Annotated in this window: 29 protein-coding genes; 19 read left to right on the top strand and 10 right to left on the bottom strand. The window is 72.6% G+C overall.

Annotated features, from left to right (window positions below):
* Positions 1 to 3: 3 nt before the first annotated feature.
* The gene (locus Asi03nite_RS02550) at positions 4 to 201 is read right to left on the bottom strand and encodes a cold-shock protein (protein ID WP_203676725.1); all 198 of its coding nucleotides are present in this window, start codon (positions 199 to 201) and stop codon (positions 4 to 6) included.
* A gap of 10 nt (positions 202 to 211) precedes the next feature.
* Positions 212 to 850, bottom strand: coding sequence for a 2-phospho-L-lactate guanylyltransferase (cofC, locus tag Asi03nite_RS02545; protein WP_203676891.1), 639 nt, complete (start codon positions 848 to 850; stop codon positions 212 to 214).
* Positions 851 to 989: 139 nt separating this feature from the next.
* On the opposite strand from cofC, the gene Asi03nite_RS02540 reads away from it, so the two are divergent.
* The 4 genes from Asi03nite_RS02540 (at position 990) to Asi03nite_RS02525 (ending at position 4,239) form a co-directional block, all read left to right on the top strand.
* The gene (locus Asi03nite_RS02540; RefSeq protein WP_203676724.1) at positions 990 to 1,712 is read left to right on the top strand and encodes a lysophospholipid acyltransferase family protein; all 723 of its coding nucleotides are present in this window, start codon (positions 990 to 992) and stop codon (positions 1,710 to 1,712) included.
* Positions 1,712 to 2,704, top strand: coding sequence for an NAD(P)H-dependent glycerol-3-phosphate dehydrogenase (locus Asi03nite_RS02535; protein WP_203676723.1), 993 nt, complete (start codon positions 1,712 to 1,714; stop codon positions 2,702 to 2,704). The genes Asi03nite_RS02540 and Asi03nite_RS02535 overlap by 1 nt, the downstream gene beginning before the upstream one ends.
* Positions 2,705 to 2,782: 78 nt before the next feature.
* The gene (locus Asi03nite_RS02530) at positions 2,783 to 3,886 is read left to right on the top strand and encodes a cystathionine gamma-lyase (RefSeq protein WP_203676722.1); all 1,104 of its coding nucleotides are present in this window, start codon (positions 2,783 to 2,785) and stop codon (positions 3,884 to 3,886) included.
* The gene (locus tag Asi03nite_RS02525) at positions 3,883 to 4,239 is read left to right on the top strand and encodes a hypothetical protein (protein ID WP_203676721.1); all 357 of its coding nucleotides are present in this window, start codon (positions 3,883 to 3,885) and stop codon (positions 4,237 to 4,239) included. The genes Asi03nite_RS02530 and Asi03nite_RS02525 overlap by 4 nt, the downstream gene beginning before the upstream one ends.
* Before the next feature lie 31 nt (positions 4,240 to 4,270).
* Here the strand turns inward: Asi03nite_RS02525 and Asi03nite_RS02520 are convergent, their stop codons facing one another.
* Positions 4,271 to 4,717, bottom strand: a complete 447-nt coding sequence (locus tag Asi03nite_RS02520; RefSeq protein WP_203676720.1) for a hypothetical protein — start codon at positions 4,715 to 4,717, stop codon at positions 4,271 to 4,273.
* A gap of 109 nt (positions 4,718 to 4,826) precedes the next feature.
* Between Asi03nite_RS02520 and Asi03nite_RS02515 the strand changes: the two genes are divergently transcribed.
* The gene (locus tag Asi03nite_RS02515) at positions 4,827 to 5,921 is read left to right on the top strand and encodes a D-alanine--D-alanine ligase family protein (protein WP_203676719.1); all 1,095 of its coding nucleotides are present in this window, start codon (positions 4,827 to 4,829) and stop codon (positions 5,919 to 5,921) included.
* A gap of 3 nt (positions 5,922 to 5,924) precedes the next feature.
* Here Asi03nite_RS02515 and Asi03nite_RS02510 read toward each other — a convergent pair whose 3' ends face one another.
* Positions 5,925 to 6,587, bottom strand: coding sequence for a DUF3515 family protein (locus tag Asi03nite_RS02510; RefSeq protein ID WP_203676718.1), 663 nt, complete (start codon positions 6,585 to 6,587; stop codon positions 5,925 to 5,927).
* Positions 6,588 to 6,589: 2 nt separating this feature from the next.
* The gene (locus Asi03nite_RS02505; RefSeq protein WP_014447186.1) at positions 6,590 to 6,823 is read right to left on the bottom strand and encodes an Lrp/AsnC ligand binding domain-containing protein; all 234 of its coding nucleotides are present in this window, start codon (positions 6,821 to 6,823) and stop codon (positions 6,590 to 6,592) included.
* Between the two features lie 99 nt (positions 6,824 to 6,922).
* Between Asi03nite_RS02505 and Asi03nite_RS02500 the strand changes: the two genes are divergently transcribed.
* The gene (locus Asi03nite_RS02500) at positions 6,923 to 7,861 is read left to right on the top strand and encodes a thiamine-phosphate kinase (RefSeq protein ID WP_203676717.1); all 939 of its coding nucleotides are present in this window, start codon (positions 6,923 to 6,925) and stop codon (positions 7,859 to 7,861) included.
* A gap of 67 nt (positions 7,862 to 7,928) precedes the next feature.
* Positions 7,929 to 8,345 (top strand): GNAT family N-acetyltransferase, encoded by a 417-nt coding sequence (locus Asi03nite_RS02495; protein WP_373872082.1) that lies wholly within the window; start codon positions 7,929 to 7,931, stop codon positions 8,343 to 8,345.
* A 67-nt stretch (positions 8,346 to 8,412) separates the two neighbouring features.
* Here Asi03nite_RS02495 and rpmB read toward each other — a convergent pair whose 3' ends face one another.
* The gene (gene rpmB / locus Asi03nite_RS02490) at positions 8,413 to 8,604 is read right to left on the bottom strand and encodes a 50S ribosomal protein L28 (protein WP_014694271.1); all 192 of its coding nucleotides are present in this window, start codon (positions 8,602 to 8,604) and stop codon (positions 8,413 to 8,415) included.
* A gap of 159 nt (positions 8,605 to 8,763) precedes the next feature.
* On the opposite strand from rpmB, the gene fakA reads away from it, so the two are divergent.
* The 3 genes from fakA to Asi03nite_RS02475 are packed head-to-tail and all read left to right on the top strand — an operon-like array spanning position 8,764 to position 12,883.
* Complete coding sequence (fakA, locus tag Asi03nite_RS02485) at positions 8,764 to 10,374, top strand: DAK2 domain-containing protein (protein WP_203676715.1); 1,611 nt, start codon at positions 8,764 to 8,766, stop codon at positions 10,372 to 10,374.
* Positions 10,371 to 12,554, top strand: a complete 2,184-nt coding sequence (gene recG, locus Asi03nite_RS02480) for an ATP-dependent DNA helicase RecG (protein WP_203676714.1) — start codon at positions 10,371 to 10,373, stop codon at positions 12,552 to 12,554. The genes fakA and recG overlap by 4 nt, the downstream gene beginning before the upstream one ends.
* On the top strand, positions 12,551 to 12,883 hold the full coding sequence (locus Asi03nite_RS02475) for a DUF952 domain-containing protein (RefSeq protein WP_203676713.1): 333 nt from the start codon (positions 12,551 to 12,553) through the stop codon (positions 12,881 to 12,883). The genes recG and Asi03nite_RS02475 overlap by 4 nt, the downstream gene beginning before the upstream one ends.
* A 158-nt stretch (positions 12,884 to 13,041) precedes the next feature.
* Here the strand turns inward: Asi03nite_RS02475 and Asi03nite_RS02470 are convergent, their stop codons facing one another.
* Both Asi03nite_RS02470 and Asi03nite_RS02465 read right to left on the bottom strand, forming a co-directional pair.
* Positions 13,042 to 14,367 (bottom strand): LAETG motif-containing sortase-dependent surface protein, encoded by a 1,326-nt coding sequence (locus Asi03nite_RS02470; protein WP_203676712.1) that lies wholly within the window; start codon positions 14,365 to 14,367, stop codon positions 13,042 to 13,044.
* 85 nt (positions 14,368 to 14,452) lie between these two features.
* Positions 14,453 to 15,493 carry an LAETG motif-containing sortase-dependent surface protein gene (locus Asi03nite_RS02465; RefSeq protein WP_203676711.1) on the bottom strand — a complete coding sequence of 347 codons (1,041 nt, stop codon included), beginning with the start codon at positions 15,491 to 15,493 and terminating at the stop codon, positions 14,453 to 14,455.
* A gap of 319 nt (positions 15,494 to 15,812) precedes the next feature.
* On the opposite strand from Asi03nite_RS02465, the gene rsmD reads away from it, so the two are divergent.
* The 9 genes from rsmD (at position 15,813) to mutM (ending at position 21,959) form a co-directional block, all read left to right on the top strand.
* Positions 15,813 to 16,376: a 16S rRNA (guanine(966)-N(2))-methyltransferase RsmD gene (gene rsmD / locus Asi03nite_RS02460; RefSeq protein ID WP_203676710.1), complete on the top strand. Its 564-nt coding sequence runs from the start codon at positions 15,813 to 15,815 to the stop codon at positions 16,374 to 16,376.
* On the top strand, positions 16,373 to 16,852 hold the full coding sequence (gene coaD, locus Asi03nite_RS02455; RefSeq protein ID WP_203676709.1) for a pantetheine-phosphate adenylyltransferase: 480 nt from the start codon (positions 16,373 to 16,375) through the stop codon (positions 16,850 to 16,852). The genes rsmD and coaD overlap by 4 nt, the downstream gene beginning before the upstream one ends.
* 94 nt (positions 16,853 to 16,946) lie before the next feature.
* Entirely contained in the window at positions 16,947 to 17,444 is a 498-nt protein-coding gene (locus Asi03nite_RS02450) for a hypothetical protein (RefSeq protein WP_203676708.1), read from the top strand.
* A gap of 77 nt (positions 17,445 to 17,521) precedes the next feature.
* Positions 17,522 to 18,085: a YceD family protein gene (locus tag Asi03nite_RS02445; protein ID WP_203676707.1), complete on the top strand. Its 564-nt coding sequence runs from the start codon at positions 17,522 to 17,524 to the stop codon at positions 18,083 to 18,085.
* A gap of 5 nt (positions 18,086 to 18,090) precedes the next feature.
* Positions 18,091 to 18,264, top strand: coding sequence for a 50S ribosomal protein L32 (gene rpmF, locus Asi03nite_RS02440; RefSeq protein ID WP_067685631.1), 174 nt, complete (start codon positions 18,091 to 18,093; stop codon positions 18,262 to 18,264).
* A gap of 24 nt (positions 18,265 to 18,288) precedes the next feature.
* Positions 18,289 to 19,209, top strand: coding sequence for a phosphate acyltransferase PlsX (locus Asi03nite_RS02435; RefSeq protein WP_373872081.1), 921 nt, complete (start codon positions 18,289 to 18,291; stop codon positions 19,207 to 19,209).
* Positions 19,202 to 19,939, top strand: a complete 738-nt coding sequence (gene rnc, locus Asi03nite_RS02430; protein WP_203676705.1) for a ribonuclease III — start codon at positions 19,202 to 19,204, stop codon at positions 19,937 to 19,939. The genes Asi03nite_RS02435 and rnc overlap by 8 nt, the downstream gene beginning before the upstream one ends.
* Entirely contained in the window at positions 19,917 to 21,107 is a 1,191-nt protein-coding gene (locus Asi03nite_RS02425; RefSeq protein WP_203676704.1) for a mannosyltransferase family protein, read from the top strand. Before rnc ends, Asi03nite_RS02425 begins: the two co-directional genes overlap by 23 nt.
* A gap of 9 nt (positions 21,108 to 21,116) precedes the next feature.
* The gene (gene mutM / locus Asi03nite_RS02420) at positions 21,117 to 21,959 is read left to right on the top strand and encodes a bifunctional DNA-formamidopyrimidine glycosylase/DNA-(apurinic or apyrimidinic site) lyase (RefSeq protein WP_203676703.1); all 843 of its coding nucleotides are present in this window, start codon (positions 21,117 to 21,119) and stop codon (positions 21,957 to 21,959) included.
* Between the two features lie 278 nt (positions 21,960 to 22,237).
* Here the strand turns inward: mutM and Asi03nite_RS02415 are convergent, their stop codons facing one another.
* Positions 22,238 to 22,807 carry a spherulation-specific family 4 protein gene (locus tag Asi03nite_RS02415; RefSeq protein WP_203676702.1) on the bottom strand — a complete coding sequence of 190 codons (570 nt, stop codon included), beginning with the start codon at positions 22,805 to 22,807 and terminating at the stop codon, positions 22,238 to 22,240.
* Positions 22,804 to 25,716, bottom strand: a complete 2,913-nt coding sequence (locus tag Asi03nite_RS37615) for a hypothetical protein (RefSeq protein ID WP_239102308.1) — start codon at positions 25,714 to 25,716, stop codon at positions 22,804 to 22,806. The genes Asi03nite_RS02415 and Asi03nite_RS37615 overlap by 4 nt, the downstream gene beginning before the upstream one ends.
* Between the last annotated feature and the right edge of the window lies 1 nt (position 25,717).

Genomic DNA, 25,717 nt, shown 5'->3' with positions numbered 1-25,717 from the left:
AACTCAGCCGATTCCTGGAATCGACACCCGGTGTACCCGGCCGTCCGGTTGGGCCTCGATCGAGACCCGCTGCCCGAGCCTGAGCAGGCGCAGGCCGGAGCGGCCGAAGGCCTCCGCCCCGAAGGCCAGCTCAGAGCCGTCGTCGAGGAGCAGCGTGCCGCTGCGGGTGCCGGGGTCGAAGGTGGCGATCGTGCCCTGCATGCAGTTGACGCTACCCGGCGCAGGCAGCCGGTGCGCACGCCCGGCTGAGTCCGAGATCACGAAGCAGCGTCCGGGTGCGCGCGCCGGCCCCCAGCCGCAGCACGGTGGCGAGATCGGCGGCGGTGTCCACGTCCTGCCGCAGGCCCGGCCAGTCGCCGGTCAGCGGGACGGCGCCGGAGGCGCGGTGCGCCCCGGCCGAGCCCGGACCGAAGCGCGGCTCCAGCGGCTCCCGCGGCGGGGCGGCCAGCAGCACGGTGCCGGTGCCGGCCGCGTCCGGCACGAACGCCCGGCCCGGCGCGGTGGCGGCCAGCGCCGCGTCCAGATCCGCCGGCCGCAGGGCCGGGAGATCCCCGGTGAGGACCGCGCGATGCGCGGCCAGGCCGCCGACCTCGTCGGCGCCGAAACGCAGGGCCGCGTTCAGACCGGCGGCGGGATCCGGTGAGACCTTCGCCCCCATTTCCCGTACGGCTCGGGCCACCACCTCGTCGTCGGTGACGACGATCAACTCGGCGACCACGGTGGCGTTGAGCACAGCGGCGGCGGTGTCCAGCATCATCGCGAGCACCAGCTCGGGATGCCGCTCGGGCGGCACCGCGCCGCGCAACCGGCTCTTCGCCGCGCCGAGTCGCTTGACCGGAATCACCGTCATCCACTTACGCACAGCCACCCAGCAAGTTTGCACGAGTTGATGGGCAATACCCCTGCCTGGTACGCCGGGCCGGCAAGGGGCATGATTTCGTCGCAGGTGAACGGGCGACGTGGTCGCCGATCGAGGGACGGAGAATGCCGTGACGCAGCACCGGCTCGGGTTCTGGCAGCGTTTCGCGGCGATGCTGGTGATCCCCGTCATGACCGTCTGGACACGGCGCACCTGGCTCGGGCGGGAGAAGCTCCCGCGGGCCGGCGGCGTGATCCTGGTTCCCAACCACGTGTCGCACTTCGACCCACTGGTCGTGGCGCACTACATCTACCGGTCCGGCCGCTGGCCCCGCTTCCTCGGCAAGGCCAGCCTCTGGCGGGTGCCGATCGTCGGCCCACTGCTGGTCAAGACCCTGCAGGTGCCTGTCGAGCGGGGCAGCGTGGAGGCGGTGAAGTCGCTGGAGGCGCTGGTCAAGGCGCTGGACGAGGGCGGCGCCGTGGTGATCTACCCGGAGGGCACCACCACCCGGCACCCCGACCTGTGGCCGATGCGCGGCAAGACCGGGGCCGCCCGGCTGGCGCTGCTCACCGGCGCCCCGGTGGTGCCGATCGCGAACTGGGGCGCGCAGCAGGTGTTCGATCCGCGTACCAACAAGTTGAAGTTGCGCAGAGTGTCGGTGACGGTCACCACCGGCGATCCGGTCGATCTGAGCCGCTGGGCCGGCGCCGAGCCGACCCGTGCGGTGCTCGAGGAGATGACCGAGAAGATCATGCTGTCCATCCGGGACCTGCTCGGCACGATCCGCGACGGCGAACCGCCGGCGCTCTACGACCGGCCCGCGCGGCGGGCCACGAAATCGGAGGATGCGTGATGAGGGCCGCCGTCATCGGATCCGGAGCCTGGGGCACGGCGTTCGCCAAGGTGATCGGCGACGCCGGCTCGGAGGTGACCATGCGGGCGCGCCGTGAGGCGGTCGCCGCCGAGATCCGGGACCGGCACGGCAACGAAGGCTCGCTGCCCGGGGTGAAGCTGTCCGAGCGAGTGACCGCGACCACCGACCTCGCCGAGGCGGTGGCCGGCGCCGAGTTGATCGCGATCGCGGTGCCCTCCCAGACGCTGCGCGGCAATCTCGCCGACTGGGCGGGCTCGTTCCCCCGCGACGCCACTGTCGTCTCCCTGATGAAGGGCATCGAGCTGGGCACGCTCAAGCGGATGAGCGAGGTGATCGTGGAGACCGCCGGCGTCGCGCCGGAGCGGGTCGTGGTCGTCTCCGGGCCGAACCTGGCGCCCGAGATCGCCGCCGAGCAGCCCACCGCGACAGTGGTGGCGTGCACCGACGAGGACCGGGCCCGGCAGGTGCAGCACGCCCTGGCCACGCCCTACTTCCGGCCGTACACCAGCGACGACGTGCTCGGCTGCGAGCTGGGCGGCGCGATCAAGAACGTGATCGCCCTGGCCTACGGGATGGCCTCGGCGATCGGCCTGGGCGACAACACCAAGGCGTCGCTGATCACCCGCGGCCTGGCCGAGACGTCCCGCCTGGGCGTCGCGCTCGGCGCCGACCCGCTCACCTTCGCCGGCCTGGCCGGTCTCGGCGACCTGGTCGCCTCCTGCTCCTCCCGGCTGTCGCGGAACCGGACCTTCGGCGAGCACCTGGGCCGCGGCGAGAGCCTGGAGCAGGCGCAGGCGGCCACCCGGCAGACCGCCGAGGGTGTGAAGAGCTGCCTGTCCATCCGCGACCTGGCCCGCGCGCACGGCGTCGAGATGCCGATCGTCGAGCAGGTCGAGAAGGTCTGCCACGAGGGCGCCGACCCGCGGGTCGCGGTGAAACTGCTGATGACACGAGAGATGAAACCCGAGTGACGAGGGAGCGGAGCGGACGGATCATGAGGCTCCGTTCTACGGAGCTCATGACGATTCACAGCGAAGCGGAGAGTTGGCGTGAGCTTTTCTGACGGCACCCGTTCCGTCCACGCGGGTCTGCCCGCGCCCGAGGTGGGCCGGCCGTTCCTGCCCGGGCCGGTGTTCGCCGCGCCGTACCACCTGGACCCGGTGACCGGGCCGGGCGAGCACGGCTACGCCCGGACCGAGCAGCCCACCCGCGAGGCCCTGGAGGTCGCGATCGGCGAGCTGGAGGGCGGGCCGGCGCTGGCCTTCGCCAGCGGCCAGGCGGCCATCACGGCCTTCCTGCTGTCCGTGGTCAAGGCGGGCGACAAGGTCGCGCTTCCGGCCGACGGTTATTTCCCGGTACGGGCGTTCGCCCGCGGCGCCCTGGCGGACCTGGGCGTCGAGAGCGTGTTGGTGCCGACCGCCGGGCCGTACCCGGACCTCTCCGGGCTGCGGCTGGTGCTGCTGGAGACCCCGGCCAACCCGGGCCTGGACGTCGCCGACATCCGGGCCCTGGCCGACGCCGCGCACGCCGCCGGGGCGCTGCTGGCCGTCGACAACACCGCGGCCACCCCGCTCGGGCAGAATCCGCTGGCCCTCGGTGCGGACGTGGTCGTGGCGTCCGGGACCAAGGCGCTGACCGGGCACTCCGACCTGCTCCTGGGCTACGTGGCGGCACGTGACCCGGAGCTGCTGGCCAAGGTCGAGAACTGGCGGAAGCTGACCGGCGGCGTGCCCGGGGCGTTCGACTGCTGGCTGGCGCACCGGTCGATCGCCACCATGGACCTGCGGCTGGCGCGGCAGAGCCAGAACGCGGCGGCGATCGCCGAGCTGCTGGTCGGACGCTCCGACGTGACCGGGGTGCGCTGGCCAGGGCTGGCCGACGACCCGTCGTACGAGATCGCCCGCGAGCAGATGCGCCGGATCCCCGGCATCGTCGCGTTCGACCTGGGCAGCGCCGAGCGGGTGGCCCGGTTCCTGGAGGCGGCCGAGCTGGTGTTCGCGGCCACCTCGTTCGGCGGCGTGCACACCACCGCCGACCGGCGGGCGCAGTTCGGCGACGACACGCCGCCCGGCTTCGTCCGGTTCTCCTGCGGCATCGAGGACACCGCCGACCTGGTCGCCGACGTGACGCGGGCACTGGACGCCTCGAAGTGAGCTGGGGCGGCTTCAGCGCGGACGAGGTCGCCGCACTGACCCAGGGGGAGAGCTTCTTCGCCGCGCCGGGCGAGCGGGACTGCCCGGGGTGCGGGGAGCGGCGGCTGCGGGCGTACTTCACGGCTCCGGAGAACGCCCGCCGGCCCACGCTGGTCAGCTACGTCTGGTGCACGGGGTGCGGCAAGTTCGTGGGGACCCGGGCCCGGCACCCCGACGGGCTGATCTTCTCCGACCCGCTGGCGGCGATGCCCGTACCGGCCAGGAGAGAGCTGGAGCGAAGCCTGAGCGGGTTCCTCGCCCACCTGGACCACCTCTGGGACGAGGGTGTCCTCCCGCAGAGTTTCGTGGCCTAGGGCGTGACTCGCGTGATCCGCGGGTCACGCCCTAGCGGGACACGAAGTCGTGCAGCCAGTCCTGGGGGACCGGGCGGCCGGGGGTGGCGCCGATCCGGCGCAGCGCCTCGCCCGGCCGGATGCCCAGCAACGCCAGCGTCATCGTGGCGAGCAGGGTCGTGCGGCCCAGCTCGGCACTCGACTGGGTGACCACGAAACGGCCGGAACGGACCTCCCGGGCCAGCCGGGTGGCCAGCGCGACCATCTCGGCGGCCTCCTTGCGCGGAGCCGACTCGTCGGGATCGGGGTAGTCGATCAGCTCGATCCCGGCGCTGTCGGCGGCGCCCGGTCGGTGCCGCGCGCCGCAGACCAGGATGTGCACCCCGGCCCGCGCCAGCGCGGCCATCTCCTGCGCGGACCAGGGCTGGTCGCCGGGGCGCGCCATGGTGGCCAACTGTCCTGGCCCCGGCCCTGCGATCACGTGGAGTGCTGATCCCATGAACTGTTCGTCTCCCCCTGCCGTGGCAGCGGCTGCCGCATCCGCGATTCTGGCTTACGCAGAGTAGGGTCACCCCCGGCATGCCCGCTAGCGAGAGGCGCAGAGAAGAGTGACAACCCCCCGGAAGACCCGTGTCGCGATCGTGTTCGGCGGCCGCAGCACTGAGCACGCCATTTCCTGCGTGAGCGCGGGGGCCATCCTGGGTGCGCTGGACCCCGATCAGTACGAGGCGGTCCCGGTCGGAATCACCCGGGAGGGTCGCTGGGTCCTCGCCGCGAACGACCCGGCGCAGCTGGCCATCGACGGTGAGAGGCTGCCGGAGATCACCGCGGCCGCGGGCGACGCGGTGGTGCTGGCGGCCGACCCGACGGCCACCGAGCTGATCGTGCGCGACCCCGCCGACGGCGTCTCCGAGCTGGCCGGTGTGGACGTGGTCTTCCCGGTGCTGCACGGGGCGTACGGGGAGGACGGCACCATCCAGGGGATGCTGGAGATGGCGGGCATTCCGTATGTCGGCGCCAACGTGTTCGCCTCGGCCGCGGCCATGGACAAGGAGTTCACCAAGAAGCTGGCGGCCGCCGAGGGCATCCCGGTCGGGCCGTACGCGGTGCTCCGCTCCGGCGTCTCGCTCTCCGAGCAGGACAAGGAGCGGCTCGGTCTGCCGGTCTTCGTGAAGCCGTCGCGGGCCGGTTCGTCCACCGGCATCACCAAGGTCACCGACTGGGCCGACCTGGACGCGGCGATCGTGACGGCCCGGCGGATCGACCCGAAGGTGCTGGTCGAGGCGGCGATCGTGGGCCGGGAGATCGAGTGTGGGGTGCTCGAGGGCGAGGCCGGCGGGGCGCCGGAGGCGTCGCTGCTCGCCGAGATCCACGTGGACGACGCGGACTGGTACGACTTCGAGACGAAGTATCTGGTCGGCAGCCGCTACACGATCCCGGCCGGTCTGCCCGAGACGCTTTCGCGGAGGGTGCGTGAACTGGCGCTGCAGACCTTCACGGCGCTGGACTGCGCCGGCCTGGCCCGGGTCGACTTCTTCGTGACCGCCGGCGGGGAGATCTTCCTCAACGAGATCAACACGATGCCGGGGATGACGCCGACGTCGATGTTCCCGCAGATGTGGGCGGCCACCGGCCTGGAGTACCCGAAGGTCGTGGACCGGTTGATCCGCACCGCCCTGCGGCGCGGGACCGGCCTGCACTGACCGTCACTTGCCCGGGTTGCACCCGCTCGGCACGCCCTCGGTGATCGACTTGTCGGTCTCCACGACGATGTCGGAGAACTCGTTCGCCCACTGCGCCCGCTTGTCGTACGCCGCCGGCACGACCACCTGCACCGGGACCTCGCGGTCCAGGGTGGTGAACGTGGTCCTGCCGCCGGCGTCGGCGTAGTACCAGCAGACCCGGTTCATCAGCAGCAGCTCGGCGGCCAGCGGCACGCACGTGCCGGACGTGTCGTCGACCGTCTCGCACATCTTCGGCCGCGCGACGCCGCAGGACACGGTGATCGGCGGCTCTCCGTACGCCGCGTTCTGCTCCGGGCCGGCGCTGACCTTGCGGGCCGGCAGGTTGCGGATCTGGTTCGGCAGCTGCGAGGTGACCGCCAGGCAGACCTGGGCGGCGCGCTCGTCGAGCTCGGGCGCGGCCAGCTCGACCGCCGTGCTGGGCACGGCGACCGGGCCGCTCGCGGTCGACGCCGGGCCGGCCTCCGGCCGCGACCTGTCGTTGATCTGGAGGAAGGCGACGAGCCCCACGATCACGACGACCGGCACGGCCACCGCCGTCGCCCAGATCGCGGCGATCCGCGTGGTGTTGTCCGGCTGTGGCGCCCCCTGGTGCGGGGCGTCCTGTGGGGTGTCGACGTCTACCATGCTCAGAGGTTTACCACGGAGCAGGTCAGGGTCCGGGTGATGCCCGGCACGTACTGGACTTTGCTCACAATCAGGCCGCCCAGCTCGTCCACCGTGTGTGCTTCGGTGAGCACCACCACGTCGTACGGGCCGGTAACCGCGTCGACTCGGACCACCCCCGGTATTTTCTCGATCGCGGCGGCCACGTCACGGGCCTTCCCGACCTCCGTCTGGATGAGGATGTATGCCTGGACCACGATCGACTCCTATTCCGCCACCGCGTCGGTGATCCCCGGTCGTGAAACTACCGTACGAAGCGGCCCGGCAGCGGGACGCCAGCATCGAAGGACGTGTACGTGAGCATCGCAGAGTCCGGTGAATTCGGATTGATAGGCCGAATTGTGTCCCGTCTCGGCGCCGGTCCGGCCACCCTGCTCGGCCCCGGCGACGACGCCGCAGTGGTGCGCGCGGCCGACGGCCGGGTGGTCGCCTCCACGGACGTGCTCGTCGAGGGCCGGCACTTCCGGCGCGACTGGTGCGGCCCGGCCGACGTGGGACACCGCGCCGCCGCGGCCAACCTCGCGGACATCGCCGCGATGGGCGCCACCCCCACCGCGCTGCTGGTCGCGCTCTGCGTGCCCGGCGACCTGGACGCGTCCTGGGCGGAGGGCCTGGCCGACGGGCTGACCGCGGAGGCGGCGCTGTGCGGGGCGAGCGTGGTGGGCGGGGACATGTCGTCCAGCCCGGCGTTGGCCGTCGCGGTGACCGCGCTGGGCGACCTGGGTGGCCTGGACCCGGTGCGCCGCGACGGCGCCCGGCCCGGCGACCTCCTCGCGCTCTGCGGCCGGATCGGGTACGCGGCGGCCGGCTACACCGTGCTGTCCCGGGGCTTCCGGACGCCGAAGATGCTGGTGGAGGCGTACCGGCGGCCGGTCGTGCGGTACGCCGCCGGCCCGGAGGCGGCCCGGCTCGGCGCCACCTCGATGATCGACGTGTCCGACGGGCTGCTGCAGGACGTGGGGCATCTCGCGTCGGCTGGCCGGGTCGGGATGGACATCCGGTCGTCGGCCTTCGACGTGCCCGACCAGATGCGGGACGCCGCGAAGGCGCTCGGCGTCGACCCGTACCAGTGGGTGCTGGCCGGCGGCGACGACCACCCGCTGGCCGCGACCTTCCCGGCCGGGACGGAGCTGCCGGACGGCTGGCGGGAGATCGGCTCGGTGCACGACGGCTCCGGCGTCACTGTCGACGGCAGACCGTGGTCCGGGCCACTGGGCTGGGACCATTTCCGCTGACCCTGACTACGCTGGCGGCGTGGGACAGATCAAGATCAAATCAGCCCGGTTCGACGAGCCGGAGGTGATGGAGCTGGTCGCGGAGAACATGCGCGACCTCTCCGAACGGTATGGCGGCAGTGGCGACGACACCCCGCTCGCCGCGGCCCACTTCCTCCCGCCCGACGGTGACTTCCTGGTGGCCGTCCGGGCCGCGGACGACCGCCTGCTGGCCAGCGCGGGCTGGCGCCGGCACGGCGGCGACGCCGAGCTGAAGCGGATGTTCACCCGGGTCGAGGCGCGGGGGCAGGGACTGGCCCGGCGGATGCTGGCCGCCGTCGAGGAGTCGGCGCGGGCGGCCGGCTGCGAGCGGGTCATCCTGGAGACCGGCGACAAGCAGCCCGAGGCGATCGCGCTCTACGAGTCCGCGGGCTACCAGCGGATCGAGGACTTCGGGTACTACAAGGGCCACCCGGGCGTGCTCTCCTACGCCAAGAAGCTGTAACGCCGAGAAGCTGTAACGCCGAGAAGCCGCCGGGTCGAGGACTCGGCGGCTTCTCGAAAGCTGGAGCTCAGGCGCGGGCGACCTTGCCGGCCTTGATGCACGAGGTGCACACGTTGAGCTTCTTGGTGGTCCCGCCACCGGCCGGGGTCCGCACCGACTGGATGTTCGGGTTCCAGCGGCGGTTGGTCCGCCGGTGCGAGAAGGACACGTTGTGGCCGAAGCCCGGTCCCTTGCCACAGACGTCGCACACGCTAGCCACGGGATACTCCTGGGTTTGATTCGAAAAACTGAAGGCGCCGAGGAGTAGGACTTCCCAGGCAACCCGGCAAGGTTACCCGATGCCTGGCCGCGACGGCCAATCGCCCCCGGTCAGGGCGCGTACCCAGCGATTGTCAGAGGTGGTTAGTACGATTTTCGCGTGCTGGAGACCCTCGATGCCGCCGCCGTGCACCGCTGGTGCGACGGCGGGCTGCGGGCGCTCCGGGCCCACCAGCGTGAGATCGACGACCTGAACGTCTATCCGGTGCCCGACGGCGACACCGGCACCAATCTGGTGCTGACCCTGGCCGCCGCGCGCGAGGCGGTGCGGTCCGCGCTGCACGAGGAGCCGCGGACCCCGCTCGGCCGGCTGATGGGCCGGATGGCGCGCGGCGCGCTGCTGGGCGCCCGGGGCAACTCCGGCGTGATCGTGTCGCAGATCCTGCGCGGCATGGCCGACTCGTTCGCCAGCTCGGTCGCGGTCCGCGGCGGCGAGCTGGCCCGGGCGCTGCGCCAGGCCACCGACGCGGCCTATGCGGCGGTGGCCCGGCCGGTGGAAGGCACCGTGCTGTCCGTGATGGCGGCCGCCGCCGAGGCCGCCGGCCGGATCAGGTCCGACGACCTGGTGGCCGTCGCCCGGGCCGCGGCGCGGGCCGCCGCCGAAGCCCTCGACCGGACACCGCGGCAGCTGCCGGTGCTGGCCCGCGCCGGGGTGGTGGACGCCGGCGGCCGGGGCCTCTGCCTGCTGCTGGACGCTCTGGTCGACACCGTCGAGGAGAGCGAGTTCGTGGCCCCGCCCGCGCCGGCCCCGCCGCCCCGCGCCGAGCGCCCCGACGACCACGACGACCACGACGACCACGACGACCACGACGACTGCGCCGGCCACGGCTACGAGGTGCAGTACCTGCTGGACGCGGAGCCGGAGGCGGTCGACCGGCTGCGGGCCGCGCTCGACGCGCTGGGCGACTCCCTGGTCGTCGTCGGCTCCGGCGACGGCACCTGGAACGTGCACGTCCACGTGCCGGCCGACGCGATCGGCCCGGCGGTCGAGGCCGGAGTCGGAGCCGGCCGGCCGTACCAGATCAAGGTCACTCCGCTGGCGGAGAAACGGCCCGGCGCCGAGTCGCGGGGCGCGGTCGTGGTGGCCGCCGGCGACGGGCTGACCGCGCTCTTCGAGGCGGAGGGCGCGGTCGTGGTGGACCGCAACCCGTCCACCGCCGAGATGCTGGCCGCGGTGCGCGCCTGCGGCGCCTCAGCGGTGGTCCTGCTCCCCAACGACGCGAACACGCAGGCCGTCGCGGTCACCGCGGCCCGCGAGGCCGAGTCGATCGGCGTGCACGTCAGCGTGGTTCCCACCCGTTCCCCGGTGCAGGCGCTGGCCGCCCTCGCGGTGCGCGACCACACCCGCCCGTTCGCCGACGACGTGATCGCCATGGCCGAGGCCGCCGGCGCCTGCCGGTACGGCGAGGTCTGCACCGCCCGGCGCGACGCGCTCACCGTGGCCGGCCCGTGCCGCGCGGGCGACCTGCTCGGCCTCGTCGACGGCGAGGTGCACGTGATCGGCAGTGACCTGTCGGACGTCAGCCACCGCCTGCTCGACCGGATGCTCGGCGGCGGCGGCGAGCTGGTCACCCTGGTCCTCGGCGCGGACGCCCCGGCCGAGCTGGAGGATCATCTGCGCGGTCACGTGCACCGCACCTGGCCCTTCATCGAGCTGCAGTGCTACACCGGCGGCCAGCCGCGTTACCACCTGCTGGCAGGAGTCGAATGACCACGACCGACGTCCCGTTGACCAAGGTGCTCGGCGCGAAGACCGCCAAGGCCCTCGCGGAACACCTCGACCTGCACACCGCGGGCGACCTGATCTACCACTTCCCGCGGCGCTACGACGAGCGCGGCGAGCACACGGATCTGCGCCGGTTGGAGGTCGGTGAGCAGGTCACCGTGCTGGCCCAGGTGCAGGGGATCGGTGTCAAGCCGATGCGGCAGCGCAAGGGCAACATGCTCGAGGTGACCATCGGCGACGGCTCCGGGGCCACGCTCACCTGCACGTTCTTCAACCAGGCGTGGCGCGAGCGGGAGTTGACCCGGGGTCGCTGGGGGCTGTTCGCCGGCAAGGTCACCGAGTTCCGCGGCAAGCGCCAGCTCAACGGCCCGGCTTACCAGCTGCTCAAGGCCGACGCCACACAGGACGAGGCGGCCGAGGAGATCGAGGAGTTCGCCGGCGCGCTGATCCCGGTCTACCCGGCCGCGCAGGCCGTGCCGACCTGGGTGATCGCCAAGTGCGTGCGCACCCTGCTGGACACGTTCGAGCCGCCGGCCGACCCGATGCCCGCCGCGGTCCGGGCGAAGCGGAACCTGGTCGGCATCGGCACGGCGCTGCGCGAGATCCACCGGCCCAGCTCGGAGGCCGCGCTCTACTCGGCGAAACACCGGCTGAAGTGGGACGAGGCGTTCGCCGTGCAGCTCACCCTGGCGCAGCGCCGGGCCCGCGCCGCCGCCGCGCCCGGCACCGCCCGGCCCCGCCGGGACGACGGGATCCTGGCGCGGTTCGACTCCGGCCTGCCCTACGAGCTGACCGAGGGCCAGCGCTCGGTCGGCGAGGAGATCGCCGCCGACCTGGGCCGGGCGCACCCGATGCACCGGCTGCTGCAGGGGGAGGTGGGTTCCGGCAAGACGCTGGTCTCGGTGCGCGCGATGCTGCAGGTGGTGGACGCCGGCGGCCAGGCCGCGCTGCTCGCCCCCACCGAGGTGCTGGCCACCCAGCACTTCCGCGGGATCAGCGCGCAGCTGGGCGCCCTGGGGCGGGCCGGCGAGCTGGACGGCGATCCGTCCGGGACGCAGTTGACCCTGGTGACCGGCTCGCTGGGCGCGGCGGCCCGGCGTGCCGCGCTGGCCAAGGTGGCGGACGGGACCGCCGGCATCGTCGTCGGCACACACGCCTTGTTGTACGAGGGTGTCGACTTCCACGACCTCGGCCTGGTGGTGGTCGACGAGCAGCACCGGTTCGGCGTGGAGCAACGGGACGCGCTGCGCGCCAAGGCGGCCCGCCCGCCGCACGTGCTGGTGATGACCGCGACCCCGATCCCGCGCACGGTCGCCATGACCGTCTACGGCGACCTGGAGACCTCGGTGCTCTCCCAGCTCCCGCGCGGTCGTTCGCCGATCGCCTCGCACGTGGTGCCGGCGCTGGAGAAACCGGCCTATCTGGACCGCGCCTGGAAACGGGTGCGGGAGGAGGTGGCCGCCGGCCATCAGGCGTACGTGGTGTGTCCCCGGATCGGTGAGGGACCGGAGGAGGAGTCGTCCCCGCCGGCGGACAACGAATCCGCCAGGCGCCCGCCGCTGGCCGTCACCGAGGTGCTGCCGGCCCTGCGGGACCACTATCTCAAGGGCCTGCGCGTCGAGATGCTGCACGGCCGGATGCCACCCGAGGAGAAGGACGCGGTGATGCGCTCCTTCGCCGCCGGCGACGTCGACGTGCTGATCGCCACCACGGTCATCGAGGTCGGCGTCGACGTGCCGAACTCCACCGTAATGATCATTATGGACGCCGACCGCTTCGGCGTCTCCCAGTTGCACCAGCTGCGCGGCCGGGTCGGCCGGGGATCCGCCCCCGGCGTCTGCCTGCTGCACACCGAGGCGGTCGAGGGCTCGGCGGCCCGCGAGCGGCTCGACGCCGTCGCGTCCACCACGGATGGTTTCAAACTCTCCGAGATCGACCTGGAGCAGCGCCGGGAGGGCGACGTGCTGGGCGCCTCGCAGTCCGGCAAACACTCCCACCTGCGGCTGCTCTCCCTGCTCCGCGACGAGAAACTGATCAAGGAAGCCCGGGTCGAGGCCGCCGAGGTGGTCGGCGACGACCCGGACCTGACCGCACACCCGGCGCTGGCCGCGTCGGTGGCCGCGCTGGTCGACGAGGACCGCGCCGAGTATCTGGAGAAGGGATGATCCTGCATCTGTGCCCACGGTCCGTGTGGGAGTCGGTCTCGGACACCTACGTCGCCGACAGCCTGGCGACGCAGGGCTACATCCACTGCTCCGACCCGGACGGCGTACACCTCCCGGCGAATCTGTTGTTCCGCGGCCGCACGGACCTCGTCCTCCTGGAGATCGACGAGACCAGGACGGGGGTCCCGGTGGTCTGGGAGGACGGCGACCCGCCGGACCCTTCGGGCCGGCAATTCCCGCATGTGTACGGGCCGCTGCCGGTCTCCGCCGTGATGGCAGTCCACGAGTACCAGCCCCTGCCGGACGGCTCGTTCCCACCCTGGCGATAACCCCTGGTTCGGCTCGGAGGGGAACAGGTCCGATTCGATCCGGCTCCCGCCACGTCGCCGCACCCGAATCGCGGTTTGCCGGGTGGTCCGCCCGGTCCTGAATACGCGGAAGCGCGCCCGGTGATCCACCGGGCGCGCTTCTGTCAGCGGGTGCTGGGTCAGGCCTTGAAGTTCACCTTGCGGCGGCGGGCCAGGAAGAACAGGCCGGCGCCGACCAGCAGCAGGACGACCGCGCCACCGGCGATCGTGCTGGAGTTCGAGCCGGTCAGGGCGAGGCCGCCGCCGCCCGGCTCGGTGGTGGTCGGGGTCGCGCCCGGGGTGTCCGAGCCGGCCGACGCGGACGGCGACGCCGAGGACGACGACTGACCCGGGTTCGGCTGCGAGGACTGGCCCGGGTTGGGCTGCTCCGTGCAGTTCTCCGGCTTGGTCCACTTGACCTCGCCGTTCAGCACGTCCAGGTCACCGGTGACGGTGACGGTCAGGCCCTGCGCCGCGGTGAAGTGGACGGTCTTGGTCTCGGTCGGCTTGACCGTGACGGTCTGCGCGTCGCCCTTGTTCGGGGTGAAGACGGCGGTGACGTCCTTGCCGTTTTCCGGGTTCACGATGGTGAAGGTGAGCCCGTCGCAGTCGCTGACGTACTTCGCGTCGGGCTTGCCGACCTCGGGAACCTGGCAGTCGGCGGGCTTCTGCCAGGAGCCGGAGTAGAGCTGCTTGCCCCGCGAGGTGACCTTGATGTTCTTGGCGTTCGCTGCCGGGACGGTGACGGTGGCCGGCTCCTGGCGGGCCTGCAGCGTCACGGTCTTGCTGAAGCCGCCGTCCGCGGTGATCTCGAACGACTCGCTGAACGTGCTGCGGTTGATCAGCTTGAGCGCGACGGCGCCCTCGCAGTCCGGCAGGGCCTCGACGACCGGCTCGGCCTTGCAGGTGCCCGAGCCGCCGTTATACCAGGCGCTCTGCGGCTGGCCCTGGGCCGGCTTGGACTGCTTGCCCGGGGCGCCGGGGCTGCCGACCTTGCGGTCGCCGTAGCGGTCGCTCTTGTCGGTCAGCGGGTTGATGATCTTGTCACCGAAGACGAAGTCGACCTGGGTGAAGCACTCCGGCACCTCGACCCGGAAGTCGAGCTTGCTCTCGGTCAGCTCGCCCTTCTTGGCCGGCTGCAGGGTCTTGACCGAACTGTCCAGAACGTACTGCGGGGTCTGGAACTGGGCCGACGGCGCGGTGTAGGAGACCAGCGCGAACGACTGGGCGTCACAGAGCGGGCCGTTCAGCAGCCGGATGGAGGCGGTGCCGGCCGGGCCGTTGAACGAGTGCTCGTACTTGGCCTGGGCGGCCGGGGTGCAGTCCTGGTTGCCGGACGGGCCCTGGTCGCCACCCGGCCAGCTGCCGCCGTTGGTGGCGTTCGCCGGGGCGGCGAAGGCCGCCAGGCTGAGGAGAGCGCCGGCCGCGACGACAGCGGCCTGGCGCAGGCGGGGGGTGAACTTCATGCGTACTCCTGGTGCGGGGGAACGGAGAGGGGCGCGCCGACCGCAAAGTCGGCGCGCCCCCGGTGCGAGAGTTGTCGCTCCGCTATCAGGCGGTGAAGCGGACCTTGCGGCGGCGGGCCATGAAGAACAGGCCGGCACCGACCAGCAGGACCAGGACGGCGCCGCCGGCGATCGTGCTGGAGTTCGAGCCGGTCACGGCCAGGGCGCCGGTGTCGCAGTCGGCCGGGGCCTCGTAGTCGATGGTGGTGTCTTCCTGGCCCTCGGCGCTGGCGGTGACGACCAGGCCGGCGGCGGCGTCGAAGTCGACGGTCTTGGTCTCGCCCGGCTTGGCGGTGACGGTCTTCGCGTCACCCTTGTTCGGGGTGAACTTGACGGTGACGGACTCCTTGTTGTCGTCCGGAACCACGACGCCGACGGTCAGGTTGTCACAGGTGTTGTCGTAGACCAGCTGCGGCTCGGTGACGACTTCCTCGGCCGGCTTGCTCGGGGCAGCCTGCGAGGCGGAGGAGCTGGTGCCGGGAACGGGCTGGGTGGACTCGCCCGGGTTGCTCGGCTTGGTCGACTCGGCCGGGTTCGGCTTGGTGGACTCGCCCGGGTTGCTGGGCTTGGTCGACTCGGCCGGGTTCGGCTGGGTGGACTCGCCCGGGTTCGGCAGCTCCGGCTGGCCCTTGCAGACCTCTGTCGGCTTGTTCGTCGAGAGATTCTTGGCGTCGATGAAGTTGCTGCCGTTGTTGCGCTTCCACTCGCCGGTGATCTTGAGGGTTGCGGTCTCAGTTTCCTTCGAGACGGTCTGCGTCGCGTGCAGCTTGCTGAAGTGGCTCAGCTTGTCGCCCTCCGCGATGCCGGTGAAGCTGATCGTCTGGGCCTTGTCGGCGTCGGACGGCTTGGTCGTCGTCGCGCTGTACTCGACCTTCCCGACCTTGCCGTCACCGAAGGCGTTGTCGCTGGCCTGGACTGTCCACTCGACGACCCAGGTGCCGTCGTTGTTGACGCAGGCGCTAGCCGGCTTGATGTTCGGGTGGCACGCCAGGGCGGGCATGGCCGTGGTCATCACGCCGATGAGGCCGACAGCGGCTCCGGCAACAACCGTGCCGGTCCGGCGGAACGAGGACTTGGACAGTTTCACGCCTACTCCTGGGAACGGGGGTCAGGAAGAGAGTGCGTGAGAAGACCGCGCGGCATTGGTCGCCCGCCAAAGAGCGACGCTGCGTCGACGCCTCCCCACGTCGCCTGCGGACGGTCCGTCAAGGACGACCGCAACGCTCGCTGACCCTAGCCAGTTCTCAAGGTCAAAGAAACGTCTCAGCGGCGCATAAGGGTCTTGATACCAATCCGTGATCTTTTTTCACTGCAACGGGACGGTGCCGTCGCGCGCAGTGCCCGTGACGAGGGAATTGTTTACGCGCTGGTAGTCCTTATGGGGTGGTGAAGTAGCGTCGGACGCGATGACGAGGATTATCGCCGGGGCACATGGTGGGCGGCGTCTGTCCGTTCCGTCCGGTGTGCACACCCGGCCCACATCGGACCGGGTTCGGGAGGCTTTCTTCAGCTCCCTCGAAACGATGACCGAACTGTCCGGTGCGCGGTTCGCCGACCTCTATGCCGGGTCCGGTGCGGTCGGCCTGGAGGCGCTGTCCCGCGGTGCCGATCATCTCCTTCTGGTCGAATCGGACGCCAAGGCGGCCCGGGTCGTCCGGGACAACGTGGTGGCACTCAAAGTGGGCGCGGCGGCACGGCTGGTGACCGGCAAGGTGTCGCAGGTGCTCGCCGATCCCCCGGACGGGGGACCGTACGACGTGGTCTTCGCCGACCCGCCGTATGCGCTGGGCGGCGACGAGGTGGACACCGTGCAGCAACGGCTGGTGGCCAACGGCTGGCTGGCCCCGGACGCCGTGGTGGTGTTCGAGCGGTCCACCCGGACGGGTCCGGTGAGCTGGGTGGACGGCCTCGCCGGGGACCGCACCCGGCGTTACGGCGAGACCACACTTTGGTACGGTCGCCGATCATGAGACGAGCGGTGTGTCCCGGTTCCTTCGATCCGGTCACGAACGGTCACCTCGACATCGTCGGACGGGCCAGCCGGCTGTTCGACGAGGTGATCGTCGGAGTTCTGATCAACCAGTCCAAGTCCGGACTGTTCACCGTCGACGAACGCATCGAGATGCTGACCGAGGTGACCGCCCCGTACAAGAATGTCCGGGTGATGTCCTTCCATGGACTCCTTGTCGACTTCTGCCGGGATCAGGGCGCGGACGTCGTGGTCAAGGGCATCCGCGCGGTGAGCGACTTCGACTACGAGTTGCAGATGGCGCAGATGAACATCGGGCTCTCCGGTGTGGAGACGCTGTTCATGCCGACCAATCCGCTCTACTCGTTCCTGTCGTCCAGCCTGGTCAAGGACGTGGTCAAGTGGGGTGGCGACGCCTCGGCGTACCTCCCCGACCCGGTGCTGGCCCGGTTGGTGAGCCGGTTGAAGCAGAATTAGGAGTGTCCGGCGCGCCGGAACGAGGCGGGGCGGCGGCACAGTAACGTGATCGCACCACGCTGGGTGGCGGTTCGACGACGGGAGTGAGACACCGGTGGATCCGCTCGACCGTATCGACGAGCTCATCGAGCTCGTCCAGGACGCGCGCGCCGTGCCGATGTCGCGGACGAACTTCATGTTCGACCGCGGCGAGATGATCGAGCGGCTGGAGGAGCTGCGCGCCGAGCTCCCCTCCGAGCTGCGCAAGGCGGCCGCGGTGCTGGACGAGCGGGACCGGATCGTGGAGGCCGGCCGGCGCGAGGCGGACCGGATCGTCAACGAGGGCGAGGCCGAGCACGCCCGCCTGGTCTCGGTGAACGAGATCACCGTCTCGGCCGAGCACGAGGGCGCCCGGATCATCGCCGAGGCCCGCACCGAGGCCCAGCGGCTCCGGGAGGAGGTCGACGACTACGTCGACACCGCGCTTGCCAACTTCGAGCAGTTCCTGACCCGGGCGCTGGCGTCGATCGAGCGGGGGCGGGACAAGATGCACGCGCTCCGCGAGATCGGTACCTTTCAGGGTGAGGACGCGGAGCGTCCTCTGCCCTTCTGACAATCGGGGCCGATTCGACGACGTCCCGCAAGCTCAGGTAATGTTTTCGGTCGGCCTACCCATGGCTGAGGAACATGATGCCCAAGTCACCGCAGAGTCACCTGGATCCCAGGCAGCCGCTGGTCGTCGACACGACGAAGCTACCCCGGCAGCCTGGTGCGACGCGTGCCCTGAAACGGGTGGTGCCGGCGCCTGCCGACCTCGGCCTGGAGTTGATCTCGGTCCCCGAGGGTTCCGACCTCGAGCTCGATCTGAGCATGACGTCGGTCTCCGAGGGGGTCTACGTCAGCGGCACCGTGCGGGGCTCGCTTCACGGCGAGTGCGGCAGGTGCCTCAACGAGATCGACAGCACCTTCGAGGTGTCCCTCGCGGAGATGTTCGCCTACGAGGACAGCACCACGGAGGAGACCACCGACGAGGACGAGGTGGGCCGGATGCAGGGCGACCTCATCGACCTGGAGCCGGCGGTTCGGGACGCGGTGGTGCTGACCTTGCCGACGAACCCGCTCTGCCGGCCGGACTGCCCAGGGCTGTGCCCCGACTGCGGGGTGCACTTCGACGACCTCCCGGCCGATCACAGCCACGAGGACGCCGATCCCCGCTGGGCCGCTTTGCGCAATCTCACAACACCCGAGGAGTAACGACCGTGGCCGTCCCCAAGCGCAAGATGTCGCGCAGCAACACCCGCTCGCGCCGGGCGAACTGGAAGGCGACAGCGGTCTCGACCGTGGCCTGCCCCCAGTGCAAGTCGCCGAAGCTGCCGCACGCCGCCTGCTCGGTCTGCGGCACCTACAACGGCCGTCAGGTCCTCGAGGTCTGACGTCGCCGCGTGACGCGCCCGATCATCGGGCGGGTCGTTCCTGAGCAGTGGCGTTCCACCGGTGCCCCGGCTCCCCTGAGGGAGCCGGGCACCGCGCGGATCGCCGTCGACCTCCTCGGCGGGGACCATGCTCCCGCCGTCGTGGTTGACGGCGCTCTGCGTGCCGTACAGGACGATCCGTCCCTGCACCTGACACTCGTCGGCCCGGCTGAAGCCGCCGGCGCGGTGCTCGACGCCCTCGATCCGGCCGAGCACCACCGCATCACCACAGTGCCCGGCGGCAGCGCCGCCGAAGCCGTCGCCGCCGGCCTCGCCGACGCCCTGGTCTCCGCGGGCGACACCGCCGTGACCGTGCTCTCCGCCGCGCGCGCCCTGGGCCGCTGGCCCGGCGTCCGCCGTCCCCCGCTGGCCGCCGTGCTGCCCACCGCCGCCGGCCGCCTGGTCCTGCTCGACGTCGGCTCCTCCGTCGACCCCGACGAGCCGGCCCTGGCCATGCACGCCCGGCTGGGCGCCGCCTACGCCGCCGTCGTCCACGACCTCCCGGACCCCCGGGTCGGGTTGCTCACCATCGGCACCGAACCGGGCAAGGGCGACCGGCTGCGCCGATCGGCGCCGCGTCTGCTGGAGGCCCTGCCCCTGCGCTACACCGGCCTGGTCGAGGGCAGCGACGTCGTGCTGGGCACGGCCGCCGACGTCGTGGTCACCGACGGCTTCACCGGAAATGTCCTCCTGAAGGCGCTCGAAGCCGCCCACGGAGCCGAGCAAGCGGACGACAGTCGGGCGGCCGTCCTGCTGGGCGTCCGCGGCATCGTGGTGGTCTGCCACGGCGCGGCCACCGGCCCCGACCTGGCCGGGGGCATCGGCTTCGCCGCCGGCCTGCACCGCCGCGCCGCGCTCGCAGCCATCGCCGAATTGATGTCGTACAACGAGGTATCGCATGAATGACAAGCGCCGCCGTCCCCCCACCCTGCCCCTCGAGGAGGCCTTCGGGGTCCCGTTCTCGCCGGAACTGCTGGAACGCGCGCTGACCCACCGGTCGTACGCGTACGAGAACGGCGGCCTGCCCACCAACGAGCGCCTGGAGTTCCTCGGCGACTCGGTCCTCGGCGTGGTGATCACGTCGGCCCTCTTCCACAACCACCCCGACCTGCCCGAGGGACAGCTCGCCAAGCTGCGGGCCAGCGTGGTGAACATGCACGCGCTCGCCGACGTGGCGCGCGGCCTGGGCGACGGCGGCCTCGGCCCGCACCTGCTGCTCGGCAAGGGCGAGGAGACCACCGGCGGCCGGGACAAGGCGAGCATCCTGGCCGACACGCTGGAGGCCCTGCTCGGCGCGATCTACCTGGAGCACGGCCTGGAGACGGCCGGCGAGGTGATCCACCGGCTGTTCGACCCGCTGATGGCCGAGTCGGCCGGCCGGGGCGCCGCACTGGACTGGAAGACCAGCCTGCAGGAGCTGACCGCGGCGCTCGGGCTGGGCGTGCCGGACTACGTGATCGAGGACTCCGGGCCCGACCACGCCAAGACGTTCACCGCCTGGGTGGTGGTGGCCGGCGTGCGGTACGGCGGCTCCGACGGTCGCAGCAAGAAGCAGGCCGAGCAGCGTGCCGCCGCGGCCGCCTGGAGGACGCTCACCGACCGGAGCGAGGCCGATGGCGACGACAAGCCCGAGTGAGGCCGCGCCGGCGGCGGCGGACACTCCGGAACCCACACCCACCCTCTGGGAGAAGGCCGGCGGCGACCGCGGGGTGGCCGTCGCCGTCGGCCTGCTCGCGCTGACCCGGATCGGCCAGCTGCTGATGATCTGGTGGCTGGGCGGCGATTCCACCGCGAACGGCGGCGTCTGGCGGCGGCTGTTGGTCTGGGACGGCGGGTGGTTCCAGCGGGTGGCGATGGACGGGTACCCGCACGGGTACACGTTCGACGCCAACCACGTCCTGCAGGCCAACGAACTGGCCTTCTTCCCGCTCTACCCGATGCTGATCCGCGGTGTCGCGCTGCTCGGCGTCGCGCCGGGCGTGGCCGCCGTCGGGGTGGCCTGGGCCGCCTCGATCGGGGCGGCGATCGCGTTGCACCTGCTCGGCACCACCCTCTACGACCGGCGGGCCGGCTGGGCGCTGGTGGCGATCTGCTGTTCCGCGCCGGTGTCCGTGGTGCTCTCCATGGCGTACTCGGAAAGTCTGTTCATCGCCCTGGTGGCGGGCATGCTCGCGGCCGCCCATCGCCGGGCCTGGCTGCCGGCCGCCCTGCTGGGTCTCGGCGCCGCGCTGACCCGTCCGACCGGCGCCGCGGCCGCGATCGCCCTCGCGGTCGCCGCGCTGCTGGCGCTCAAGGACGCGCCCAACAAGCTCAAGCCGCTGGCGGCGGCCGCGATCGCGCTGGCCGGCGTGCCGCTGTTCCTGGGCTGGGTGGGCTGGCGGGTCGGCGAATGGGACGCCTGGTTCAAGATCCAGACGGCCGGCTGGGGCACGTCGTTCGACTTCGGCCACAGCACGCTCAGCTTCCTGCACGGCACGTTCACCGGAGCCGACGGCTGGGTGCAGGTGAGCGTCGGGCTGATCCTGCTGGCCGGGCTCGCGGCGGCCGGGGTGGCGCTGGCCCAGAAGCCGTGGCTGCCGCTCGCCGTCTACGGGGTGGTCGCCATGATCCTGGTCTACGGCCAGGCCGGCTTCTACCACTCCAAGCCGCGGCTGCTGCTGCCCGTACTGTTGACGCTGCTGCCGTCGGTGGTCGCCGCGGCCCGCGCCCGCCCCCGGGTCGCGGTCCTGGCGATCACCGCCTGGGCCCTGTTCGGCCTCTGGTACGGCGCCTACCTGATCACCATCTGGCCCTACACCATGTGAGGATCCCCGTTGCCCGAGCTTCCCGAGGTCGAGACCGTCCGGATGGGCCTGGCCGAGTGGGTGACCGGCCGCACCGTCGCGGCGGTCGAGGTGCGCCACCCCCGGGCCATCCGCCGTCACCTGCCCGGTGACGCCCACTTCGCCGCCGTGCTCACCGGCCGGACCATCCTGGACGTCGCCCGCCGCGGGAAGTACCTGTGGCTCCCGCTGGACTCCGGCGACGCCGTGATCGCGCATCTCGGGATGAGCGGGCAGCTGCTGATGCAGCCCGCGGACGCCGCGGACGAGAAGCACCTGCGGGTCCGGTTCACCTTCACCGACGGCGGGCCGCAGTTGCGCTTCGTCGACCAGCGCACGTTCGGCGGACTGTCGGTCTCCGAGGGCGGCGCGGAACTTCCCGGCGAGATCTCGCACATCGCCCGCGACCCGATGGACCCGCTCTTCGACGACGCCGCGTTCTCGGCCCGGCTGCGCGGCCGGCACACCGAGATCAAGCGGGCGCTGCTCGACCAGACGCTGATCTCCGGGGTCGGCAACATCTACGCCGACGAGGCGCTGTGGCGGGCCAAGCTGCACGGCGCCCGCCCGACCGACAAGCTCAGCAAGCCCGCGGTCGCGCGGCTGCTGGGTCACGTGCGCGACGTGCTGTCGGAGGCCATCGTCGCGGGCGGGACGAGCTTCGACGAGCTGTATGTCGACGTCAACGGGGAGAGTGGCTACTTCGACAGGTCGCTGAACGCCTACGGCCGCGAGGGCGAGCCGTGCGGGCGGTGCGGAGCGATCATGCGGCGGGAGAGCTTCATGAACCGGTCCTCGTTCAGCTGTCCCCGCTGTCAACCCAAACCCCGCTGACCGGGTACGCCCGTGCGCGCGGTCCCCTGGCGGCCGGCCCACGCGACCCCGCCCCGCTCCCGACCACGGCGCCCCTCGGGCTCCCCGGCTGGTCGTGCGGGGTGTCCCGGAGGTGTCGGGACACCCGTGAGCGCCAGCCTGGACCGCGGCGCGCGGGGCGGCCCTGTGGTGCGGCGGCGTCGCGGATCCGCCGCCGCGGGACCGGTGTTCCGGGTCCGTCGCCGCGATGCCGTTGCCTCGGGGCCGCCGCCGGAGGGGGCTCTGGGCGTACACGGGAATCAGTCGGCGCTGTGGGCGCCGCTGCCGGGAGCCCCGGCCGGACTCAGATCCGGGCCCGCGTCGGTGGCCAGCCCGAAGCCCGCGCCGCGCCGTCCCATCAGCCGGCGGGCGGCCGTGAGCAGCGCGGACGGGACACCGTGGACGATGTGCCCGTCGCCCGGCCGGGTCCCGTCGCCGTCCCAGCTCTGGTACGCCGACCACGGCCCCTCGAACGTGCAGATCCGCACCCCCAGATCGCGGTAGAGCGGATGGGTCGGCACACCCGGGTTGAGCACGACCCGGTGCAGGCCCCGCCGGGCGGCCAGCCGAACGGTCAGGGCGACCGGTCCCACACCGCCGGAGCCGGCCGGCGCACGGTCCAGGAACAGGCCCTCCACACCGTCGGCGCGCCAGGCGTCCACGTCGGAGAGCACGTCGGCGAGCGAGCGGCTGCCCCAGTCCAGGTCGATCCGGCCCAGCGACTGATGCAGCGTGCGGCGGTCGCCGGGGTGCTCGCGGACGACCCAGGTGTCGGCGTCCAGCTCCAGCTCGGGGCCGGGATGCGCGTACGGGGGGAACAGGGTTTTCACGAGGTCCTCCGGAGATCGGCGGCGGTCAGGGCAACGATGAGCAGGCCGGCCACGTGCGTCGCGGCCAGCACGGCGACGGCGAGCGGCAACGGCCCGGCGGCCGGCTGCGGGAGCACCGGCAGCAACAGGGTGGCCAGCGGGGGAGCGGCGGCCAGGGTCGCGGCGATGCCGGTACGCGACCGCGCCGCGAGCAGGAAGGTGACGGCGAAGACCCCGCCCAGCAGCGTCCCGGTGGCCAGCGCGAGCGCCGCGGACTGCGTCCCGCCGAGGCTGGCCAGGCCCGGCGGGCGGTACGCGGCCAGCGCCAGCGCCAGCCCGGCGGCCAGCGGCGGCAGCAGCCCGGCCAGTGTGATCCAGGTGACGCCACGCAGGTGCCGGCCCAGTTCGGCGACGGTCTGCGCGGAGTGCAGGCCGGCGTCGATCCGGGCGGTGTGCCAGCCGATCAGCGCCTCCAGCATGGGCACCGCGATCAGCAGCGGCAGCGCGGCTGGAGCCGGCGTCACGTCGGGACCCGCCTGCCAGAGCAGCGCCACGCAGATCGCCTGGGAGATCCCGATGATCAGGTAGGCGCCGCCGCGGCGCCGTTCCGCCGCGGTCAGCCGCGGGATGCGGCAGTCCCGGCCGGTCAGCACGGCTGGCCGGAACGCCCGGATCAGCACCGTCACGATCACGGCCGGGAGCATGGTCTCGACCGGGACGTACCGCGCCCAGCCGGCCCCGCCGGAGGCCGCGAGCGCGGCGGCGGCCAGCAGCCAGCAGGGCAGGTACCAGCGCACCACCGCGGCCTCGGACCGGGTGACCAGCGCGGCGGTCACGGTCGCGAGGGTGGCCAGCCCGCCGGCGCCGACCGAGGCGGCCAGCAGCCGGTCCGGGCCGAGCAGCGACAGCGGGGCGGTCCAGGCCAGCGCGCACCAGAACGCGGTCACCGCGGCGAAGCCGGCGCCGACCAGCCGGGCCGCCTCGGCCGGGCCGGCGCGCCGGGCCACCGTGACGCCGACGCTGGTCAGCGCCTGGGCCGCGGACCAGCCGAGCAGCAGCGTGAGGGCCGGTACCGGCCAGGCGACCCGGCCCAGGGCGCCGGCCGCGGCGACGGCGACGCTGAGCGGCCCCAGGTAGAGCAGGCAGCGCAGGAGCACCGGCCGGAGGACGGTCCGCCGCTTCGGGGCGGGATCCGCCGCGGCCTCGGTTCCGGCGGGGCGCTCGCCGCTGAACGTGGTCAGCCAGCGGCTCCTGGCCCGGCGATTGGTGCGGATCTCGGTGCCGGCTTCCCGCTCGCCGTCGGCGAACGCGCGCCAGGCGGCGTCCGCGGCCGCCGCTTTGGCCAGCCGCTCCGGGGAGAGCTCGCGGGAGTTCTCCGGCCACGGGTCGCCGGCCGCAGGCGCGTCCGGACTTTCCGCGGGCCAGTCCGCGTCCGGAACTGGTGAGCTCTCCGCGTGCCCGCCGGCGTCCAGGGCCGGGTCCGGGCCGAACGAGCTCTCCGCGTGCCACCCCGCGGCGGCGTCCGGGGCCGGGTCCGGTCCGGGCGGATCCGGCGGGGTCCAGCCGGCGCCCGGTGCCGCGTCCGGCTCGTCCGGGTCCTCCGCGTCCGGGGCGTCCCAGGCGGGAACGGCGTGCTGCCGGAGGGCGGTGTTCCAGACCTCGTCCGGCACTGGCGCGTTGTGGTCGAGGTCGGCCGCGCGGGTCCGGCGCCGGTTGACGACCCGGCCGGGGCGGTCCAGCCCGGCCGCTCCCATCTCCAGGACTTCCGGGGAGGTTTCGCGCCCTCGGCCGCGCCGGGGCTCGCGGTCGCCGCCGGTGTCCGGAAGCGGCTGCGCCGCGTTCCGGTTCCATTCCTCCCAGGCCCGGCGGCGATCCTGCGGGATGCGGTGGCCGGTGTGATCGGTGAGGGGGTACGCCGGTTCCGCCCACCCCGGATCGTCCACATCCCAGTCCACCGGGGCTGCCGGCGCTTCCGTGCCCCCGCCCCGGTCCACGGGACCCGCCGGTGCTTCCGCGCCCCCGCCCCAGTCCACGGAATCCGCCGGTGTCTCCACGCTCCTGGCCCAGTCGACCGCGCCTGCCGGAATCTCGGTGCCCCCGGCCCGGTCCGCGCCGTCCTCGACGGGTGGAATCGTGTCCCAGGTGACGGAGTGGTCGGCCGCCGGGCCGGGCTCGTCGGCCGGGGCCGCCGTCGCGCTCCCGGTGCCGGCCGGGACCGTCGCGTTCCCGGCGTCGGCCGGCTCCGGCTGAGTGGCCAGGGCCCGCGCCAGGCCCGCGAACAGCAGCGTCTCCGCGGCGCCGTCGATCGGCGAGCGCGGTTGCTGCGCGTGCTGGGCCGGCGGGACGGGCGGGACGGGCGGCCCGAACAGGAACGTCTCGGTCAGCGGGCTGACGTCCCGCCGCCCGGGTCCGGATCGCTCGTCGGCGGCCCGCCCGGCCTGAGCCACGGTCGCCCGGCCGAACCGGGACCCACCCGTCCGGCCGGGCCTCGTCCCGGCTCCCGGCGCCGGATCGGCCGGCAGCTCCCCGGCCGTCGCCGCGGGGAGCTCCTGGTCGAAGTCCGGCCGCACGAACAGCAGCGTCTCGGCGACCGCGTTCTGCCGCTCCGACTCCGACATCACCTCGTAGAGCTGGGCGCCCAGACCCGCGGCCGGGGCGGTCTGTGCCGGAGCCGGGAAGGCCGGGTCGAGGTAGGACTCCTCGGCGGCATCCGTACGTACCTCGTCGAGATCGCCGGGGAACAGATCACCCGGACCCTCGCCGGAATGTCTGCCCGGATCGCTCGGTCGCCGGCCGGCGGGCGGCGTCTCCTCGAAGCCCGGCGTGTTCGCCGCATGCCGCGGCTCGCCGGGCGCCTGCGGACGGCGCCGCCGGTTGCGCGACGCGGTCCGCGCGGTTCCGGATGTTCCCAGCCCGGGAGTGATGGTCATT

This window comes from Actinoplanes siamensis (assembly GCF_016862395.1).
Lineage (GTDB): Bacteria > Actinomycetota > Actinomycetes > Mycobacteriales > Micromonosporaceae > Actinoplanes > Actinoplanes siamensis.
This window is presented reverse-complemented; position numbering and strand designations above follow the sequence as displayed.